Below are 16,958 nucleotides of genomic sequence, written 5' to 3'. Positions count from 1 at the left end.
ATGTGGCGTCTTGACCACTTCGACCGGCGCGTTCGGTTCCTGTTCGCCGGCGGCTCCGCCGCTGGATTGAGCTGGGTCGCACGCTTCGTTTTCAGCGCTGCGATGCCTTACTCGGCCGCCGTTGCGGCAGCCACCGCGACGGGGATGATATTCGGCTTTTTCGCCTATCGGAGCCTCGTGTTTCCAGATTCGCGCCGTACGCTCTTCGCGCAACTTTGCGGATTTCTAGTCGTGAATCTCATCGGGGGTGCGGTGACGGTCGCTGTAGCCACATTCACATGCGATCTTGTTCTTTTACCGCTTGGCTTCCCTGCCGCCGCGCCAGCTTCTCATGCGATCGGCATCGCCGTTGGAGCAGTCGCAAATTATCTTGGCCATAAGACAATCACCTTCAACACTGCGTGATCCACATCCAACGCCTGCATGATCTAGGCTTTTGTTTTAACAAACGCATATAACTGAGGCGACACTGGAGCGAAAAATGCTCAATCTACGCAGTGCGTTTGCCGCACCCAACATCGCCGCAATTATACACAAAGAAAGCACAAGGTCCGAACGCATTGCAATGCTGATGGGCATGGCGCTCATTCTCATAGGCACGGCGAGCGTATTATTTGTTATTGCAAAGCAGCCCGGCTGGCCTGTTACAGCGGATCTCGATTTATATCTGGACGCCGCCAAACTACTAGCACAGGGACAAAATCCCTATGTTCTAGTTGACGGTCGAGATCCATTTGCCTACCCGCCTTTTCTTGGCGTGATGGTTGCGGTCATCGGCCAGTTCATAGGCTACGGCAAGCTCTGGATCTTCTGGCCGTGCTTGAACCTAGTGCTCATAGCCGGATGCGTACTGCTGATGCGCCGCTTCGGGCGCATCATGTCTGATGGATGGCTGCTGCTCGCGACCGGCGCAATTCTGTGTAGCCGTGCAATCCGCTCCGATTTGTTTCATGGGCAGATCAATATTCTCTTGCTTTTTGTTCTTCTGATCGGTCTCCGATCGTTCCTCGATCGAGCGACCATTCGTGGCGCGCTTGCATGGGCGTTCGTCATCGTCTGCAAACCATTTATGGGCGTGCTGATTTTTTATCTTCTATGTCGGCGCGGATGGCGGGCGGCCGCCATAACCGCAGGCATGGCAGCCGTCCTATTTACCGGCCCATTCCTGTTGATCAGCAGCCCTCTGGCGGCGGTCAGAGGTTGGATCGCGGCATCAGCCTTCTACACCACCCTACCGGCGGGCGCGCGACCCGATCACCAGTCGGTGCCCGCTCTCGCCAAGCGCCTCTTCACCGAGAATCCATTTAGCGTTCCATGGATCGACGCGCCCATGCTGGCGCAGTTCGTTAGCGTTCTAGCTGCCATAGTTGCCGTATCAATTTTCCTCACCGCCATCGCGGCATACCGCGACCGCGCGGAGACCGCCGATGACACTTTGAATGCCGGAAGACATCTCGCCGAGGTTGGCCTTACAGTCGGCCTCGCTCTGAGCTGTGGTCCGCTTTTGGAAGGTGACCACTTGATTCTGATCTGGCCCGCCCTTTACGGGTCGATTTTGTGCGCGCAGCGCGCTTCAGCAGCAGCCCGGATAGAGCGAGGGCGCTGGATAATGGCTGCAGCAGCATGGTGCGCCGTTTTCTGGGTATTCGCGTTGCCTGTCATTGTGCCTTTTGTCGTTTCACCGACTTGGCCGGTGCTCGAGGGTGCACAGATACTTCTCAGCGGCAGAAACGGCATCGCGGTCTTCGTCGCCTGTGTCCTTACCGCGTATGCCCTAAGAGCCAGCGCTTGGAGCCGGAGGAGCTCGCGGCAACTCCACTTAGCTGTTTAGGACAGCTGCCTTCGAGTTCTTTGCTTCGGCCGCTCGAGTCGCTTCAACCGGCCACTATACCGGCCAGCGCATCTGGAGGAGCGTCCGACACGACTAGCAGGATCGTGCTGCAGCAAAGGCCGTGGCCACCCGGACGAGACGGAGTTCCCCGCTGCCATTGACCTTCCAACGATGGGAAGCCTTATCTCGTCGGGACGTCATCGGATGGAGAGCGTCATGGTCCGCGTCAAGGTCGAAAAGATGGGGTGCGGCGGCTGCGCCAAGTCCGTAGCCACCGCTGTGCAAACTGTCGAGCCAGGGGCCAACGTGGAAGTCGACTTGGCGACGAAGCTCGTCACCGTGTCCGGCGCAACCATACAATCCGACCGAATTGCCGACGCCATCATCGCCGCCGGCTATCCGGCGAAACTACTGCCTGCGGCGGCTTGAACCGAGGCCGCGGCAACCAGACCGTGGGTGCGACATTCCCGTCCCTGCAGCGGACATAGTCCCGTCCCACGGCTCCATGTCCTGCAAGGACATGGGCTCGATGAAGCCGGCTCCGAGGGACGGCGCCGCGACAAGGGACTTCAAGGCCGCCGACGTGGCGATGATGAAGGACATGGATTTCCCCTACAGCGGCAACCCGGACGTGGACTTCCACACGCACATGATCCCGCACCACAAGGGTGCGGTCGCGATGGCTAGAGTCGCGCTGAAGCACGTCAAGGCCCCCGCGACGAAGGCGATGGTCCGGAAGATCATCGACGATCAGACCACGGAGATCTTCGATATGGAGGCGTGGCTGAAGCGGCACGGGAAGTAGCCGCCGATCCCGGGGCCGCCCCTAGGGGGTCCCAGCCTGTTTCCCCGATGCAGTTTTCGTCCGCCTAGGAGCTCGAGATGCATTCCGCCCGTAAGGCCGTCCTATACCGGATGGTCACCCCCGAACACACCTGCCCTTACGGCTTAAAGGCCAAGGACCTCCTCGAACGTCAGGGCTTCGAGGTCGAGGACCATCTCCTGACCGACCGGGCGGAGACCGACCGCTTCAAGGCTGAGCACCAGGTCAAGTCGACGCCGCAGACCTTCATCAACGGCGAGCGCGTCGGCGGCTTCGACGATCTGCAACGCCACTTCGGCAAGGCCGCCAACGACCCGAACGCCACGACCTATGTGCCGGTCATCGCAGTCTTCTCGATGACGGCGCTGATGGCCCTGGCGGCGAGCCACGCCGTCTACAGCACGCCATTCACAATGCGCGCGGCGGAGTGGTTCATCGCCTTCAGCATGTGCGTGTTGGCGCTCCTGAAGCTTCAGGACGTGGAGAGCTTCTCCTCGATGTTCCTGGGCTACGACCTGGTCGGCCGACGCTGGGTCCGCTACGCCTACGCCTACCCCTTCCTGGAAGGCATCGCCGGCGTGCTGATGGTGGCGGGCGCCTTGAACTGGATCTCGATTCCGGTGGCGCTGTTCATCGGCGCGATCGGGGCGGTCTCAGTGTTCAAGGCGGTATACATCGACAAGCGAGACATCAAATGCGCCTGCGTCGGCGGATCGAGCAAGGTGCCATTGGGCTTCGTCTCGCTCACCGAGAACGTGATGATGGTAGCCATGGCCCTCTGGATGCTGGCGGCGCACCATTGAGTGCCGTCTTCACCGCGGCGAGCTCGCTCTCCATGCCCTCTCCGTCGCGTCGCTCTTGCTTGAGGGCGCCTGCCCGCCGCTGTTGTTGATGCAGGTGACTTGGCAGCCGCAGCACATACGTTGATGGACGTCGCCTGGACGGCCGCATCGCCACGATCGAGCTTCGTCAACACGCCAAGGAGCGGTCGTGGGTCAACGTATCGAATGCCAAGAAGCATGGCGGCGTTGAGCTATCGCCCACGACGCAAGCGAAGCTCGTAGCGCCGCCATACTCCGCCGTATCAGGATACGAACGGCCAAGCCTCAAAATCGTTTTCGAATGCTTGCTTACAATACTCGAATGCGGTCCGCCGCCGGATGATATCTGTCAATTCTTCAATGACCATAGCGCGGCTCCCCTCGAGGATCTCGCATAGTTCATCAATGGCATCGGAGATAGGCTGCAGGTCGTCGATCTCCGGGGCTGCAGGTGGGATTTCGAACATCACGGCACCTCCCCGTCGCTCGCGGCCGGTACGATCAGCATCGCATCCGTCCGCATCTTCTTCTCAAGGACTTGGTCGATTTCGCCGCGTGTCAGGTAGCCGGCTTCCTCAAGCAGGCGGCCGACTGTCTGCAGGGCCGATCGATGCTCCATCAGGATGCCGCGTGCCCGCTCGCTCGCCCTACGCAGTCGTTCTACGATCGCCGGGAGCAGGCCCGCGATCATGACCGTCTCTGTCCCGACGGCCTCAAGGTAGATGTTGCCAAAGATCCCGAAACCGAATCTCAGCTCGATGTCACGGGCAATGCCGGTCGCCTTGGCGAGATCGGAGGCAGGCCCCAGTCCCGCACCGATAGAACTGTCACCGAGTTCGATCTCTTCCGCGATCCGACCCGCCAGGAGCGCGGCCAAGCCCGACTCCAGTCGAGACAGCGTCACACCACCGTCGCGGGTCCACTCCAGACAGGCTTGGCCGCCGTCGTCGTGGAGAGACAGGTCCATGAGTTCGCCGAAGCCCAGTGCTCGGACGACGATTGCATGGCCGGCTTCATGGATTGCCACGCGGTGCCTGATCGCCGACGTGAGCGGACGGCGCCCCTGCCGGATCTCGACCAATAGATCGTCCAGGGTCACGCTTCGCCCATTGCGGCGCGCTGCTCCTTTGGCACGCCGGACGAACGCCTCAGCATCCGCACCCGTCATGCCACGTGCGGCCAGAGCCAGCGGCAGCGTCGACGCACCGGGCAGGATCTCGCGACCGAGATGGTGCCGGAAGATCCGCGCGAGCGCAGTCGTGTCCGGCTTCTCGATCGCGATCTCCCGATCAAGGCGCCCGGCCCGTTTGACCGCAGGATCGATCTTCCCGGGGTGGTTCGTGGCTGCCACCACCACGACGCCCGGACGCTCGTCCACGCCTGCCAGCAGCTCGAGGAACAGATTGACGATCTGCGTCCAGTACTGGACGTACTCGCCCCGGATCTGACCTCGGTCTGAGATTCCGTCGAGTTCGTCGATGAACAGGATGCAAGGCGCCTGTGCCTGCGCTTGTGCGAAAACCTTGCGGATCGCCTGAAGTGTGCCCGACAGGTAGTCGGCTGCGTTCCATTCGGCCACTGAAGTCGCCACCAGGGGGACGCGGGCACTTTTGGCCAGCGCGCGCGCGAAGCTGGTCTTGCCGACGCCAGGCGGCCCCGACAGCAGCAGGCCGCGATGGTCGATCTCGGTCCACGACAGACGGCCGGCACGGTAGGCCTGCAAATCGGCTGCGACCGCCAATCCCCAAATCTTGGCTGCCCCATAGCCGTCGAGTTCCTCGAGAGCGGCGCCGGCACCGAGGAAGTCGGCTTTGGCGGCGATGATCCTCTCGATCGCTTCCACGCAGCTGTCGGGTGACGCCCTCCTGCGCAAGGCGACCGGCAGATCTGCAATCTCGATCATACGGAGCAGATCCGGATCGAGCGAGCGGGTCGGCTTGCCGCCAGTGACGGCTTCGACGACGAGATCGAGGCCGGCTTGATCCAGGTTGTGCAGAGCGATCCGATGTTCGGCGGAACGCGTCAGATCACGCGGCAACTGGCGCTTCGGATCGGGGGCGATGCCGACGATCGGCACCCGAACATGCAGCGCCGTGCCGATGATGTCGTTGCCTTTCTCCGGCCGCGCGTCGCGACTGATCCCATCGCAAACGAATAGGGCAGCATGCCGCCGGCTCAGCTCGCGCGCTCGTGCGCTCGCCAGATCCATGACCTTAGTGTTGGGACGGAACAGACACGTCTCGGCAACGGTACGAGTCGGCTCTATGAGTTCCGAAACGTGCGTGGCGACGGTGACGACAGGTGCCTCGCGGCGCAGCCGGCGGACAAGGTCGGGCTCGGCTGCGACGGCACGGGCGAGCATGACGGCGACGGCGGCAATATCCGCGGGAATGGGTACATGCGCAGTCTCGGGCCGGCTAATCTCGTCCCGCGCCACGATCTGCTCGACGGCGTCGCTCTCGTCGAAGTGCGCATCATCCTCCAAGCCGTAGGAATGCAGCCGATGATTGCTCTTCAGCCGCTTGCGTTCGTCCTGGGCGAGCTGTTGCAGGAAGGCGCGGGCGAGCTGGTCGGACGGTGCCAAGTCCGGCGGATCCGAGACGATCGTCGATCCCGAGTGGTGTGAAGCGAGCATGCGAGATCTCCCGCGGCCGCGCCGCGGAGGCGCCGACCGTCAGCGTGGGTGCTGAAATGGATGGAGCGACGCGGCTGGCTCGACGGAGTCGAAGCGCTCGGCAGGCGTCGGCTTCAGGAGTTCGCCTACTTCATAGGCGATGGCCGATCATGGTACAAAACAAGAACGAAAACCATCGGAGCCTTCGTTTATCCACAGGCTGCCATTTCGGCAGAATGGATTTCCGCCATGATATTCTGGCGCGTCGCAATTCCTTTTAACAACGAATAGCTGCTTATAGATGATGTCGATAGATGAATTATTGATGAGGCGCTTCCCGCGGACATTCCTCGCGAACATTCAAATGTTGCTGGCCCGGCCTGATGCGCCAGCGTCGTCCATAGCTTGTCCTCTGACCAATATGTATTGCAAATTCTGATGGTTTCCGCAATTTATATCATCGTGAAGTCTCTAGGTATCGGTAACGCTAAAAATATTGAACGACGAGCATACTACAATACACTAAAATTATCGAAATCGGCACTGGCGCCGAGATCTTTTACGTCCCTGGAAAACATATCTACGCAGCTTGCGCCCCTGATCATGATCAATACTGAATACAAGTGTCCCGGATAGCATTAGTGCGAGGATGTCGGTTATTGATTTTCCTCTCAATCCGTTACAAACGCGATGGATTGGCACGCTAAAGCTCGAGTCCATTGGAGCAGCCAAACGGTCGAGTTTCTGATACAATACATCGAGTGACCTAGTTGATACATTTGCAATTGAGTAATTATGCGCCAAACATATGTATTCAAGGTCAATTAATGACCTCAAAACGCCTCTACTTGTGTCTAGCAGTTTGAGGCATTGTTCGAAGGTGATAGGGCCCTCAACGTCGAGTTCAGACAAGCGCGCTGCTTGCGCATGCACTTCACTCCTGTAGAGGTAATTTATAACTCGCCCGCTCCCGTGGAGTACCTCGACAGTTTTGAAAATGCCGGCGTCCACCATGCGCGATAACGTGCGTTTTCCTACACCTAGTATCTTTCCCGCTTCACGCAATGAGATCATGATGCCGGTGGAATTACTTTTATGTCGACGGCTGCGATAAACGACACCTTCGCAGCCCCCCAGAGAGCAAATTGATCTTATGAATTCGTCATGAATAATTTGCATAGCATCTCCCATATTCTTACGAGTGGTCGCGTCGACCGATAAAATTGCAGTAATAGTAGGATATCTTGACGACAGACTCACATCTCTTGCGTTGCATTCTCTATAGTCTTGGTTGATCAACGCACGCCATCCATTCGGCCAATCGCCGAGGATGTTGGCTGCGCACCTAAAAATCCCAGTATCGTCAGGAACGCCATTTGCACATCTTCGGCCGATCCAGCCGACGAATGATAAAATTTGCTCGGCGGAAAGATGGCCAAAAACGTTGCTCAGTGTGCCCGCGACAGGCGGCACTGCCTGACCGAGTACTCTCGCGATCAAGGCGAGTAACTCCAGTTCTGCAGACGAGGCAGGAACTGTCGAAGCTTCGGATGGTCGTCCATCGCAGTCAGGATCTACGCAGCGATCCACGCCGGGACGCTGGTAAGCCAGAAGCTTGCCGCATTTTGGGCAGCTATCCACCAGGTAAACGCCATGAATCGGACAGCAAGTCCATACCCGAAGCCTCCAGACAGCCTTGGAGAACGGCTGTTCGCGGAGGCAGAGCGGACAGGCTTTGGCCGGATGCGGCTTGAAGAATTTGTGCGCAAGACGCACACCCGGGATCGCGGTGGATGTACTCGCTCCGACATCCTCCCCTACCAGAAGTTCGATCAGATACACCGAGGTGCCCGTAGCAGCCGCCAGATAGGAGATCCATTCGCCGCGCGTGACATCGCAGCGCCAGAGAATGTCCGGCGGAAGCAGGAGGCGTGAGACTTTTCGAATGTGGTTGAGCTCGCACAGGCGAAGCGCCCAATCCTGCAATCCTTCTCCGGGTAGAGGATCGGAGCGGACGACCAGACGGACGTTGGGCCAGCTCAAGGGCTGTCCATTCCGCGCGGAGTCTCGGCGTGCCATTCCGCCGCGCGCAACTATCGGACCATGGGCGGGGGCGCGGCCTTCCTGCAGACCGAAACAGGTCCCTGTAACAGTGGGCGGATGCGGGCGATGGCATCTAGCGACCAGACGGCAGAGATGCCGCGTCCGCTGTCCGTTTCGACCACCGGCGCAACGTTGGCGATCGCCATTTCAGCCGCCAATCGTCGCGCGCTGGTCTGGTATTCACGTGCGACAGTCCGAGCAAGCGCAAATTTGCGAGGGAACGCTTCGATCGACTCGAGAGTGACACCTCGTGTTCGGCCGCCGCAAAGCCCTTCGGCCGCCGTCAGGCAACCGGTCTCGAGCAGGACAGGGATCATCCGCGGGGCGACGCCCAACCGTCTGGCGGCGCGAGCGGTGCCAAGTGCCGGTTGTCCGGATCGGGCACCGAGCTTGTAGGTGGCGTCGGCCGGAACGGAATATCTGGCGAGGACTGGAACCCCTTCTACTGTCCCGGACGCGTGTAGCAGCGGAACATGGCCGGATAAAACCGAAGAGAGAACGTCATGCAGCTTGACGCGCCTCAGTCCGGGGAGACTCCCAAGGTCGACGGATCCGGGATTACCCCAACCGTTCGCCAGGGCGGCTAGCTTGGCGTCCAGATCGGCAGCGAAGGTTGGCGGATAGAGCGTACCGCTACCGTCTCGAATTAAGCCGAACTCGGCCAGCAAACCGTGCAGTCGGAGCTTATGGAGTTGCTTGACACCGATACCGAGCGATGCCGCGGCGGCCTCGGCGGTGATCAGCGATACACGTGAAGCGCGGATGCGTTCAACGGAAGTTTTTTCGACGAGTACGACCCGCCGTGAACCGGCCGGTAGGACGTGCCCCACCAACAGCCCCCGATCCACGAGAGCGGCAACTTTGTCGGGCGAGATTCCCAGAACTCGGCCTGCACCGGCCGCAGTAAGGCGTTCAGGCCCGGCTTCGGATGGACTGAAGAATGCCCACGCTTTGATCGCCGGTGCATCCACCCGCCTGCTCAGCCACGTTCGAACCTCGTCGGCGACGAGCGAGAGACCAGGTTCCGACAGCACCGCCTTTAGCCGATGTATGAAAGAGCCGAAGGCTGCGTCCAGACCGACTCGACCGGACTGGCCGGTGGCGTGCTCCGCCAACAGCCTGTGGAGGCCTGCCGGCCAATCCAGCAACACTTCGGAGGATTGCTCGAGGCGCGCGGCCATCTCGGCAGCGCCGGGCTTCGACACCGTAGCGGCACGTCTCGACGAGGGATGCCGAACCGTCGCCGCGACCGCGAACCGGAGCAGGCGCAGGCCGGCGGCCAGATCGGCAACGGGCGCGCATCCTGTTGCCGGCCGATCTTCGGCCAACTGGGAGAGCGCGGCGGCGACGGCAACGAGAGATTTGGAGCCGGTCCGCTTCGAGGCCTCGATCTCGCGGCCGCAACGGCAGGCGGACATGGCCGACCTGAGAGGCGAGAGAGCTCGACCGCAAGCGCAATCATCGACGAGCGTAGTCTCATGAATCGGACAGGCGGTGACGACACCAAGGTCCCAGAGTCGGCTGCAAGTCCCGGTCTCACGCACACACGATGAGCAGATGCGTGAGCGGCTGAAGTTCACTGCCCAGGCCGGCACGAAAGAGTTCCCGAAGGCCAATAGACCATCTCGACTCTCGTCGGCCCAATAAGCGGCGGCGCAGAGTGCAGCCGGATCGTCCATCGCAAGCAGATCCGCCAGAGAGGCCAGATCGCAGCGCCGCGACAAGATGGAGCCCGGCAGCGCGGCGAGGGCGAGGAGCCGAGCGGGATGGCCGAAGCGATTGGCCTCGCAGACTCGCACGATGAACTGCTGCAGCGACTCTCGCGGATGGATCCGGGGGCGGACGACCAAGCGGGGGGACATCGCAGTCACGCCTTCGTCAGGGCGGAGACGAGTTCGGTGCGCCGAGCCGATTTCCTTTTCAGCGACGATCGGCGCTGCTTCGATGCCAGGAGAAGCGAATGGTGGCGCAGTGCGGGAGGAAGTTGGCCCGACCAATCGCATCCCCAAGGGTTTATGAGAATCTCGTGCGCTTTCTGGGTTCGAAACACGCGATTGTAGGAAAATTCCAGGAGTTCTCGCGTAATATGCTTTTCGCCGTGGACGACGGCATCCCAGACGACTGCGATCAACTGCTTCTTCAACAGGCCGACTAATCCTCGGGAAGCATAGTAGAACCGTTTAGCACAGTCGTACGACATGACGTCGAGCTCGTCGGCAAACGGAAAGGGGCAATTCTCCACCAAAGCAACCAGGATCCCCATGAAATTGAACCTATCTTGCGGTGGATCGATCTCGGATCCACCCCATTCGTACGGCAGTATCTCCTTCTCCGAACACCACCGTCTATCGATCTGCTCGTCGAAATCCAGAAGCCTTCGGATCCTTCCCATCCCGAACAGAAGAAATGACACGTTCATCATGCCGTGCAATTCTTTCATGAACTCGGCGATGTCCTCGCTTCGCACCTCGCCGTCACGGTCGACTGCCCTTTGAGCCTCGTCAATCGGTATCACCTTGACTCCACATCGACCGGCGAAATGCACGACCCTGTCCCTGAGGTCTTCTCGCTCACCGCGCTTGTAGAAAGGGTCACCCAAAGCTTTGAGCAGTTCACGCGCGATCTTCTTGGGCGTGGGCTGACCAGGCATTTCAATCGCTAGGATAGGAATCCGATCACAGATCGCGATCCCGGCTGAGGTCTTGATCTCCACCGCATCTTTCTCGCGAGGGTGCGCAGCTTCGAGCATCCTGAGTGCGGTGGATTTCCCTGCGCCGGGAGCGCCAGTGATACAGAGATTGTCGGCCTCACTCTTGCAACCATGGGCATCGACAAGATCATTCATCTCGTCGAGAACGTTCATGAACGTGGGATGCTCGACGAATTCCCGATCAAATTCTCGAACGAGATCCCACCGCTTATTGGGGCTTCTATCGCGTACGAGCATTTTCACCTCAGCGCGGCATGAGTATTCGAGAGGCCTTGAAGACCGGCACCTGAGACTTGGGCGGTCGGCTTGCCGGAACTTCAACCGGCGTCGGCATATGGCCCGACGACTGATGCGCATCGGCGCCGTGGGATACCGTCTGCTGCGGCAGCGCCGCAGCCGTGGCCGGCCCCCTCAGAACGCCGCGTGCATCTCGCATCGGCGCGGCGGCATGATGACTCTCGAACATAGTATGTGTGCCGAGGCCCAAGGCTCTCGCGATCAGCGAATTGGTCCGCATGCCAAGCGCGTCGGGCAATCCTGCCGCGATGAGTTCCTGCAGCGCAATCCTCGCCCTGGCGTAGTCCTCGAGACTCTCGCCGCCCCACTTTTCGCGGGCGTATTTGCGGTACAGAGTGTGCCTATGTAGGTCCAGCCCGCCTGCATAGATCGCATCCAAAGCCAGACATTTCACCCAGACGTTCCGTTCGGAGTTGAAGCAGTGAATCGATCCAAGATTGAGGGGGTTTATCTTTACCTTGACTTTGACGTTTGGTCCGAACGTCCGGCGGATATCGTGACCATTGTCGCTGTAATAACGAAGGCCCTGAAAGATTAACCCACGATTGTCCAGGGTCCTACCTTCGCGGATTATCCCGAAAAGGAAATCCAGTTCGCTGCCCATAACGGGGAATTCAGGCTTCACGATGCGCGTGCCATCGCACCAGCGAGCGTTGGGGCTGGGGAGCTGCCTGTTCAGCTTGGTGGTAGCGTGGTAATGCTCAAGCAACCACTTATGGAATATGTAAATCAGGTGGTAGAGCCCGATCACACCGTTACGTGCCGGGTCGTAATCGCATCGAGCCAGTTTATCGGAGAGAACGTAGCCCGGCATCAGGGAGAGCAGCGTCGTGTTCAACCTCCGGAACATGCCCTCGACATCGCCTTTGACCCACGGCATGCGGCTGGGTGTGAAGTCATAAGCAACGTCGAAGTCGCCCATCAGGCGTTCGATCGATTGGCCGTGTGCGCTCAGAGAGTTGTCGTAAGTGACCAGCCGTGGGATGCCCGCCATCGGATAGGGCGCATTGATATCGGGAAATGTGGCCGTAACATAGGTCTTTGGCAGGATGGCATGTCGTAGGACGCTACCGAAGACGACATCGCCCGGAGGCTCGAACCCTATGTAGAACCCGAGTATGGCGCCGCTATAGACATCGACGATCCACGAGGCGTACGGACGTCCGAGTGGAATGCCGAGAAAATCATCGACGCAGAACACGTCCGTCTGCGTCTCGTCGTATTGAGTCTGCGATAGTGCGGCGGCCGGTTCGTCGTGCCCCCTTGGGTATCTGTATCGAGCACGTGTATGGGTCGGCCCAAGCATGCCGTGATCCCGGCTTTCTCGCGGAAATTTCGCAAAACAGTTGTAAAATGTAGCACGACACGGAAGCTTCGCATCTCTGAAGGATGGATCTAATTCTTTCATCTCCTCGATTTCTTTATAAGTTTTAACGATTATGTCCGCCATCACGATTTGTGCTGGCTCTCCGACATTGCGGCGCCGGCGCGCTAGCTGCAGTTCTGTAAGAATGTGCTTATTGATGATTTCGCGAATTTTAGTGACGTTCCGGTTGCGTTTGCCGCAGGCGGATCGATCCGTTGCGAGATCGCGTGGATCGTTGAGCACTTCCAGCGTGGAGCGGTAGCGATAGAACGAAGCGACGCTGACCTTGCGTGGGACGCCATAGTATCGAATGCCTAGTTCGTGGCCGAGATCGGCGAGCACCTTCTCTAGGACGAGCGACTTCCCCCCTTGCGTCCGACGATCTCTCCGAGCGTACCCGCCTTCCGGGAACTGCGCCTGGACACGGCGAACAAGGTCGCGACGGAAGCAGATGTCCTTGTAATCCTTCTCCGGCAGGTCGGACAATGGAACTCTGGGGCGGTCCCGTCGCGCGACGGACTGTTCCGGAGTCTCGCCCTCGCGCCTGTTGTCGAATGTTAGACGTCCTTCGAAGTACTCTCGATGCAGGTCATCTTCTGAATCACGTTGAACGACGGAGTGTACACTCGATATAGGGATATTATCTCCAGACCATGGCACGTAATGCCAGAAATCGATTCCGTCTAGAGTCGCCTTACTCAAGAGGACGAAGAGCGTGCCGTTCCAAAGAATGCGCTGCCCGGTCTCGAATTTCCCCGTCTCCATCAGCACGCTCCGTAGTACTGCGGATGCCTCGCGTGGTCCGGGAGCATCACGAGCGTCTCCGGGCCGGGAGCAGCGTTGAAATCCATGGCGAACAGGCCCGCCCGAACCATCGCGAAGATCTGCTCACGCCGGATCGCAGGTATCTGATCCCGGATGCATGCTAGATTGACCGGCCCCGGCTCGAGGATCTGCCGCAGCGAGGCGATGTCGGAGGCCGAGGGCAGGGGCGAGTGCCGGTGCTCGTAGACGGTGTAGATCGTGTCGCTTCGTCCGCCCGCCTGCAAATCCAGTTCGGTCACCACACGATAACCGAAACCCATCCCGTTGAGAGTTGCGGCGATGGCGGGCCAACGAGCCTCGTTCTCCGGACGAACTGCGTCCTTCTCGAGCTTGACCTCCCGGAACTCCGGAAGGCCGAGTTCCACGACGAACGCGTCCGGTCTCGCGATGCGCAACTCGCCGTGTAAACGGTAGCGCAGCGTGCAGGGCTGCTCGACGAAGCGCATGACCGAGGCACTCATCTCGCAATCCAGCGCATGGTCGAACTCGGGATCCGATGCGCATCGGATCACGCGCCCGGCCTTTCGGCTCGGCAACCTGTTCTGCCTTCCTTGCCTCGCGCTCCGTGGCGATCGCGCCAGGGGTGTTTGCGGGACGCGTGGAAATACGTCCGCCATGTCCACTCGACACGAGACGATGGCGGAACCGTCGACCCGCTCCGGTCGATCGGGTGCCGGCCAATATCGGTGCACTACCGGCGAAGGAGATGAGCGTACGGAACCGGCAACGGGGTAGTGGGTGACCGCATCGACCAGCCACTCTTCGATCCGGGGATCGCGCGGATAAGGACCTGCGGTCGACTCCCATCGGAGAGGATGGAAGAGCGGTCGCTGTCGCGGAACCATGCCCCATGGCGTAGCACGCACCAGATCGGGGTGAATACCGAGCATCATCAAGCGCCTGCTCATGGGCGTGCTCCAAGCATCGGCGGAGAGGCGCTCTTACGCGTGTCGACGCCGGAGAAGAGGTGGAGTGAAGCGCCGACTCGAAGCCATCGATCGGTGCGGAGCGCGGACGTATCGTCGTCGGGGCCCGCCGTGGATCATCCACGCGCCGCACGTTCCTGCGCCCGTCGAGCTTGCGTCGGACGGGGCGGACGTGGCAAACAGAAGCGGTCCGGGCGACGCGGTCGCATGCGACCGAATCGTTCGACAGGACACGTAAGGGTCCTGGATCGTTGGAGCGTTCTTTCCACGGTTGGCTCCACGATCCGCAATGCGCGGTCCTAACCGGACCGCGCATTTTTCATGGGGGGCGTCGCCTGGTCCGCGCAGGATGTACGGAAGTGCGGCGGCCGGATGTGCGAAATGCCATCACGTCTGTTCTCCCGAAATCCCCGTGGACGTAGGACCTGGCCACCCCGACCCTGATGCGCCCGACGATGCTGCGGCGAACCACAGGCCCGAGTTCCGCGAGAATGTGATCAACCCAGCCTTCGTCATTCCTGTCAGAGCTTTGGACAGAACGGAGCTGGACACCACTCCCCGGTCGACGATGCGCTTCTGAAATTCCTCGGCAGCCACTCCGACCGGCGCACGTTCGGCTAGCAAACTTGCGATCATCGGAATCGCAGCCTGCTGACCCGGCGAAGCGTTGGCCATGACTTGCGCCAAATCGACTCTCCCGATCGATGGCGTTGGATCGCCCCCGCCGGCCTCGGATTTCGGATGCCCTCCAACCCGCGCGATGACATCGCCGTGCCCCTTCGATGGCGCGGGACGCCTGATGCGGTTGCCGCCGCCGACGTCCGGAGGGCGCGGCATCGGAAAGTTCTCCGCTGCCGCAAGGAAACTTCTGTGTGCGATCTTCGCGGCACGAAGCGCTCCGAGGCGCCACATCTCCGCTTCAAGATCAGCGATCTCTGCGTCCAGAATCTCTATCTCGCGGACACGGTCGGACAGCGTCGTTATCCCCCGCTTCGTGGACGACCGATCGCGAAGCGCATTTACTATTTACCCTCTTCGTCGCTGGAGGCAAGCGTCGTGGACGATTCGTCGTCGTGTCGTTCCGAGAGACGTGGACGCGTCCACGGACGTCCGGATGTCGACGACACGACTCGTCTGGAAGGAACGGCTTTCAACCCGGAGCGCCGTTCCGTGTCAGCGAGCCCGCCATCCTTCCGTCCGTTCGATTGGTGGGGCAGACGCACGATCGTCTCCGGGGTCAGGTGCCCGTCGATATCGAGTACGACGGAACCATCGCAGGCCATGGCCAGAACCGCCTCCGCCGCGTCGCCCGACCGGACGCACACCATCAGGTCTGCGATCGGCAGCCCGCGTCCATCGGCATGCAGGCGGTCGAGAATCCTCAGTCGATCGGCAGGCGGAACGATGTGTTTCCTCATCGCCCAGACCGCACGAGCGGTACCGACTCTCGGCTCTCGTAGGAAGGTCGAACGGTGCACCGGCACCAGTCCGGCCTGCTCGGCCTGTGCGGTCATCTGGCACTCGTCGCGAAGTGCAATCAGACGGACGATGCCCGCTTGCGTCTGCAAGTCGAGCGTCAGCGCGTTTGGAATGTCCGAGACCGGCCCGCGGCGGACCGAAACCACGCTCGGATCGAGGGAAAGCTGAAGAAGAACGTCGCGATGCCACCTTTGAGGATAGTGGATGACGGCAGGCGTCTTGTGAGATCGGAAGCCGGGATGAATCGGCGGAAATGGGTGTACCTTCGGCATCGGCCATCCCTTCGCCGGCATAAGCCGGCACTAGGCCCGCACACGGAGGGGGTCGAACCCTGCGGGCAGCTGGTTCAGCAATTTCTTGATAACCATCAATCCGAACCAGCTTCTTCGTGAGAAGACTGGCTAAGAACCGATCTCGATATTCCGCGATTACCCTGGCCAATAAAGTACAGACAAAATGTCTTACGGAAAAGCTCGCCGGGGCTGTTGAAACTGTGGATTGTGGCGATAGCTGTTGTGGTCCGGCGGCCCTCAAGCACTCGGTTGCGCTCCGGAAGTCGACTACCCTCCACGTACGATTGCGCTTGTCGAGGCAGCGTTGGCCCGCAACCAGCGTTCGACGGCTGCTACGAACTCGGCCTTGCGGCCGTCGGCCTCCGCGCGCGAGAAGATTCGGTCAAGTTCCGATTGGAAGCTGCATTCCGAGAGGGGACGATCCGCTTGCAACGGCTGCGGTGCAACGAGTTGAATCGTCATGAGGAGATCTACGATGTACGCGATCTCCGGTGGCGGTCGCCCGCTGATCCAACGGTCGACGCTTCTGGACGAACTGCCGACCTCGCGCGCGAAGTCGGCGTGCGTCCGACCGAGTTCACGCAAGCGCTCGCGGAACTCCGCACCGGACATCGGTTTCCCCTCGTCCTGTTCCTTCATCGCTTCGGCTTATCCGCGCGGGCTCTCAATTCCAATGCGGTTCAGCATGCGTGCGGGTAGGTCGAGTGGATCGTCACCGACTCTGGAACGGCAGTAAGGAGGACGACGTCTCATCTGAAGTGCGGCCCGCAAGGATCGATGGCCACAATCGTAGAGCGCATCAGCGTCGTAAGACGCGAACGACGGATCCCAGCTATGGTCCCTGCGGACTAACGGCTTCCGAGCGCGCCA

13 protein-coding genes and 1 pseudogene are annotated in these 16,958 nt (G+C 60.4%); 5 read left to right on the top strand and 9 right to left on the bottom strand.

Features of this window, described 5'->3' with window-relative positions; genetic code table 11:
• The 5 genes and pseudogenes from ACX9MN_RS04500 to ACX9MN_RS04480 all read left to right on the top strand — a co-directional run bounded on the left by ACX9MN_RS04500 (nucleotide 1) and on the right by ACX9MN_RS04480 (nucleotide 3,457).
• Nucleotides 1–405 (top strand): GtrA family protein, encoded by a 405-nt coding sequence (locus tag ACX9MN_RS04500; RefSeq protein WP_331327827.1) that lies wholly within the window; start codon nucleotides 1–3, stop codon nucleotides 403–405.
• Nucleotides 406–481: 76 nt separating this feature from the next.
• Nucleotides 482–1,399 (top strand): annotated as a pseudogene (locus ACX9MN_RS04495) (glycosyltransferase family 87 protein); the annotation flags it as partial.
• Nucleotides 1,400–2,047: 648 nt separating this feature from the next.
• Nucleotides 2,048–2,260: a heavy-metal-associated domain-containing protein gene (locus tag ACX9MN_RS04490; RefSeq protein WP_331327829.1), complete on the top strand. Its 213-nt coding sequence runs from the start codon at nucleotides 2,048–2,050 to the stop codon at nucleotides 2,258–2,260.
• 100 nt (nucleotides 2,261–2,360) lie between these two features.
• The gene (locus tag ACX9MN_RS04485; protein ID WP_419512419.1) at nucleotides 2,361–2,636 is read left to right on the top strand and encodes a DUF305 domain-containing protein; all 276 of its coding nucleotides are present in this window, start codon (nucleotides 2,361–2,363) and stop codon (nucleotides 2,634–2,636) included.
• Between the two features lie 77 nt (nucleotides 2,637–2,713).
• Entirely contained in the window at nucleotides 2,714–3,457 is a 744-nt protein-coding gene (locus ACX9MN_RS04480; RefSeq protein ID WP_331327830.1) for a glutaredoxin, read from the top strand.
• 281 nt (nucleotides 3,458–3,738) lie between these two features.
• Here ACX9MN_RS04480 and ACX9MN_RS04475 read toward each other — a convergent pair whose 3' ends face one another.
• From ACX9MN_RS04475 to ACX9MN_RS04435, 9 genes are all read right to left on the bottom strand, one after another.
• Nucleotides 3,739–3,945: a hypothetical protein gene (locus tag ACX9MN_RS04475; RefSeq protein ID WP_489723809.1), complete on the bottom strand. Its 207-nt coding sequence runs from the start codon at nucleotides 3,943–3,945 to the stop codon at nucleotides 3,739–3,741.
• Nucleotides 3,942–6,110 (bottom strand): AAA family ATPase, encoded by a 2,169-nt coding sequence (locus tag ACX9MN_RS04470; protein ID WP_331327833.1) that lies wholly within the window; start codon nucleotides 6,108–6,110, stop codon nucleotides 3,942–3,944. The genes ACX9MN_RS04475 and ACX9MN_RS04470 overlap by 4 nt, the downstream gene beginning before the upstream one ends.
• Nucleotides 6,111–6,617: 507 nt before the next feature.
• Nucleotides 6,618–8,132: a TniQ family protein gene (locus ACX9MN_RS04465; RefSeq protein WP_331327834.1), complete on the bottom strand. Its 1,515-nt coding sequence runs from the start codon at nucleotides 8,130–8,132 to the stop codon at nucleotides 6,618–6,620.
• 50 nt (nucleotides 8,133–8,182) lie between these two features.
• Nucleotides 8,183–10,042 carry a TniQ family protein gene (locus tag ACX9MN_RS04460; protein WP_331327835.1) on the bottom strand — a complete coding sequence of 620 codons (1,860 nt, stop codon included), beginning with the start codon at nucleotides 10,040–10,042 and terminating at the stop codon, nucleotides 8,183–8,185.
• A 17-nt stretch (nucleotides 10,043–10,059) separates the two neighbouring features.
• Entirely contained in the window at nucleotides 10,060–11,139 is a 1,080-nt protein-coding gene (locus tag ACX9MN_RS04455; RefSeq protein ID WP_489723808.1) for a TniB family NTP-binding protein, read from the bottom strand.
• Nucleotides 11,140–11,146: 7 nt separating this feature from the next.
• Nucleotides 11,147–13,330 (bottom strand): TnsB C-terminal domain-containing protein, encoded by a 2,184-nt coding sequence (locus ACX9MN_RS04450; RefSeq protein ID WP_331327837.1) that lies wholly within the window; start codon nucleotides 13,328–13,330, stop codon nucleotides 11,147–11,149.
• Nucleotides 13,330–13,851, bottom strand: a complete 522-nt coding sequence (locus ACX9MN_RS04445; protein WP_331327838.1) for a hypothetical protein — start codon at nucleotides 13,849–13,851, stop codon at nucleotides 13,330–13,332. Before ACX9MN_RS04445 ends, ACX9MN_RS04450 begins: the two co-directional genes overlap by 1 nt.
• A 1,487-nt stretch (nucleotides 13,852–15,338) precedes the next feature.
• Complete coding sequence (locus tag ACX9MN_RS04440) at nucleotides 15,339–16,067, bottom strand: hypothetical protein (RefSeq protein ID WP_331327839.1); 729 nt, start codon at nucleotides 16,065–16,067, stop codon at nucleotides 15,339–15,341.
• Between the two features lie 288 nt (nucleotides 16,068–16,355).
• Nucleotides 16,356–16,727 carry a helix-turn-helix domain-containing protein gene (locus ACX9MN_RS04435; RefSeq protein WP_331327840.1) on the bottom strand — a complete coding sequence of 124 codons (372 nt, stop codon included), beginning with the start codon at nucleotides 16,725–16,727 and terminating at the stop codon, nucleotides 16,356–16,358.
• Between the last annotated feature and the right edge of the window lie 231 nt (nucleotides 16,728–16,958).

The sequence above is a fragment of the Methylobacterium sp. 1A genome (genome assembly GCF_058072805.1).
Note: the sequence above shows the minus strand (reverse complement) of the source record. Positions and strands in the feature narration are given on the sequence as shown.

Coding starts and splice junctions, on each gene's coding strand:
- ACX9MN_RS04500 (WP_331327827.1), top strand. CDS start 1: ATGTGGCGTCTTGACCACTTCGACCGGCGCGTTCGGTTCCTGTTCGCC.
- ACX9MN_RS04490 (WP_331327829.1), top strand. CDS start 2,048: ATGGTCCGCGTCAAGGTCGAAAAGATGGGGTGCGGCGGCTGCGCCAAG.
- ACX9MN_RS04485 (WP_419512419.1), top strand. CDS start 2,361: ATGAAGCCGGCTCCGAGGGACGGCGCCGCGACAAGGGACTTCAAGGCC.
- ACX9MN_RS04480 (WP_331327830.1), top strand. CDS start 2,714: ATGCATTCCGCCCGTAAGGCCGTCCTATACCGGATGGTCACCCCCGAA.
- ACX9MN_RS04470 (WP_331327833.1), bottom strand. CDS start 6,110: ATGCTCGCTTCACACCACTCGGGATCGACGATCGTCTCGGATCCGCCG.
- ACX9MN_RS04455 (WP_489723808.1), bottom strand. CDS start 11,139: ATGCTCGTACGCGATAGAAGCCCCAATAAGCGGTGGGATCTCGTTCGA.
- ACX9MN_RS04450 (WP_331327837.1), bottom strand. CDS start 13,330: ATGGAGACGGGGAAATTCGAGACCGGGCAGCGCATTCTTTGGAACGGC.
- ACX9MN_RS04445 (WP_331327838.1), bottom strand. CDS start 13,851: ATGAGTGCCTCGGTCATGCGCTTCGTCGAGCAGCCCTGCACGCTGCGC.
- ACX9MN_RS04440 (WP_331327839.1), bottom strand. CDS start 16,067: ATGCCGAAGGTACACCCATTTCCGCCGATTCATCCCGGCTTCCGATCT.
- ACX9MN_RS04435 (WP_331327840.1), bottom strand. CDS start 16,727: ATGAAGGAACAGGACGAGGGGAAACCGATGTCCGGTGCGGAGTTCCGC.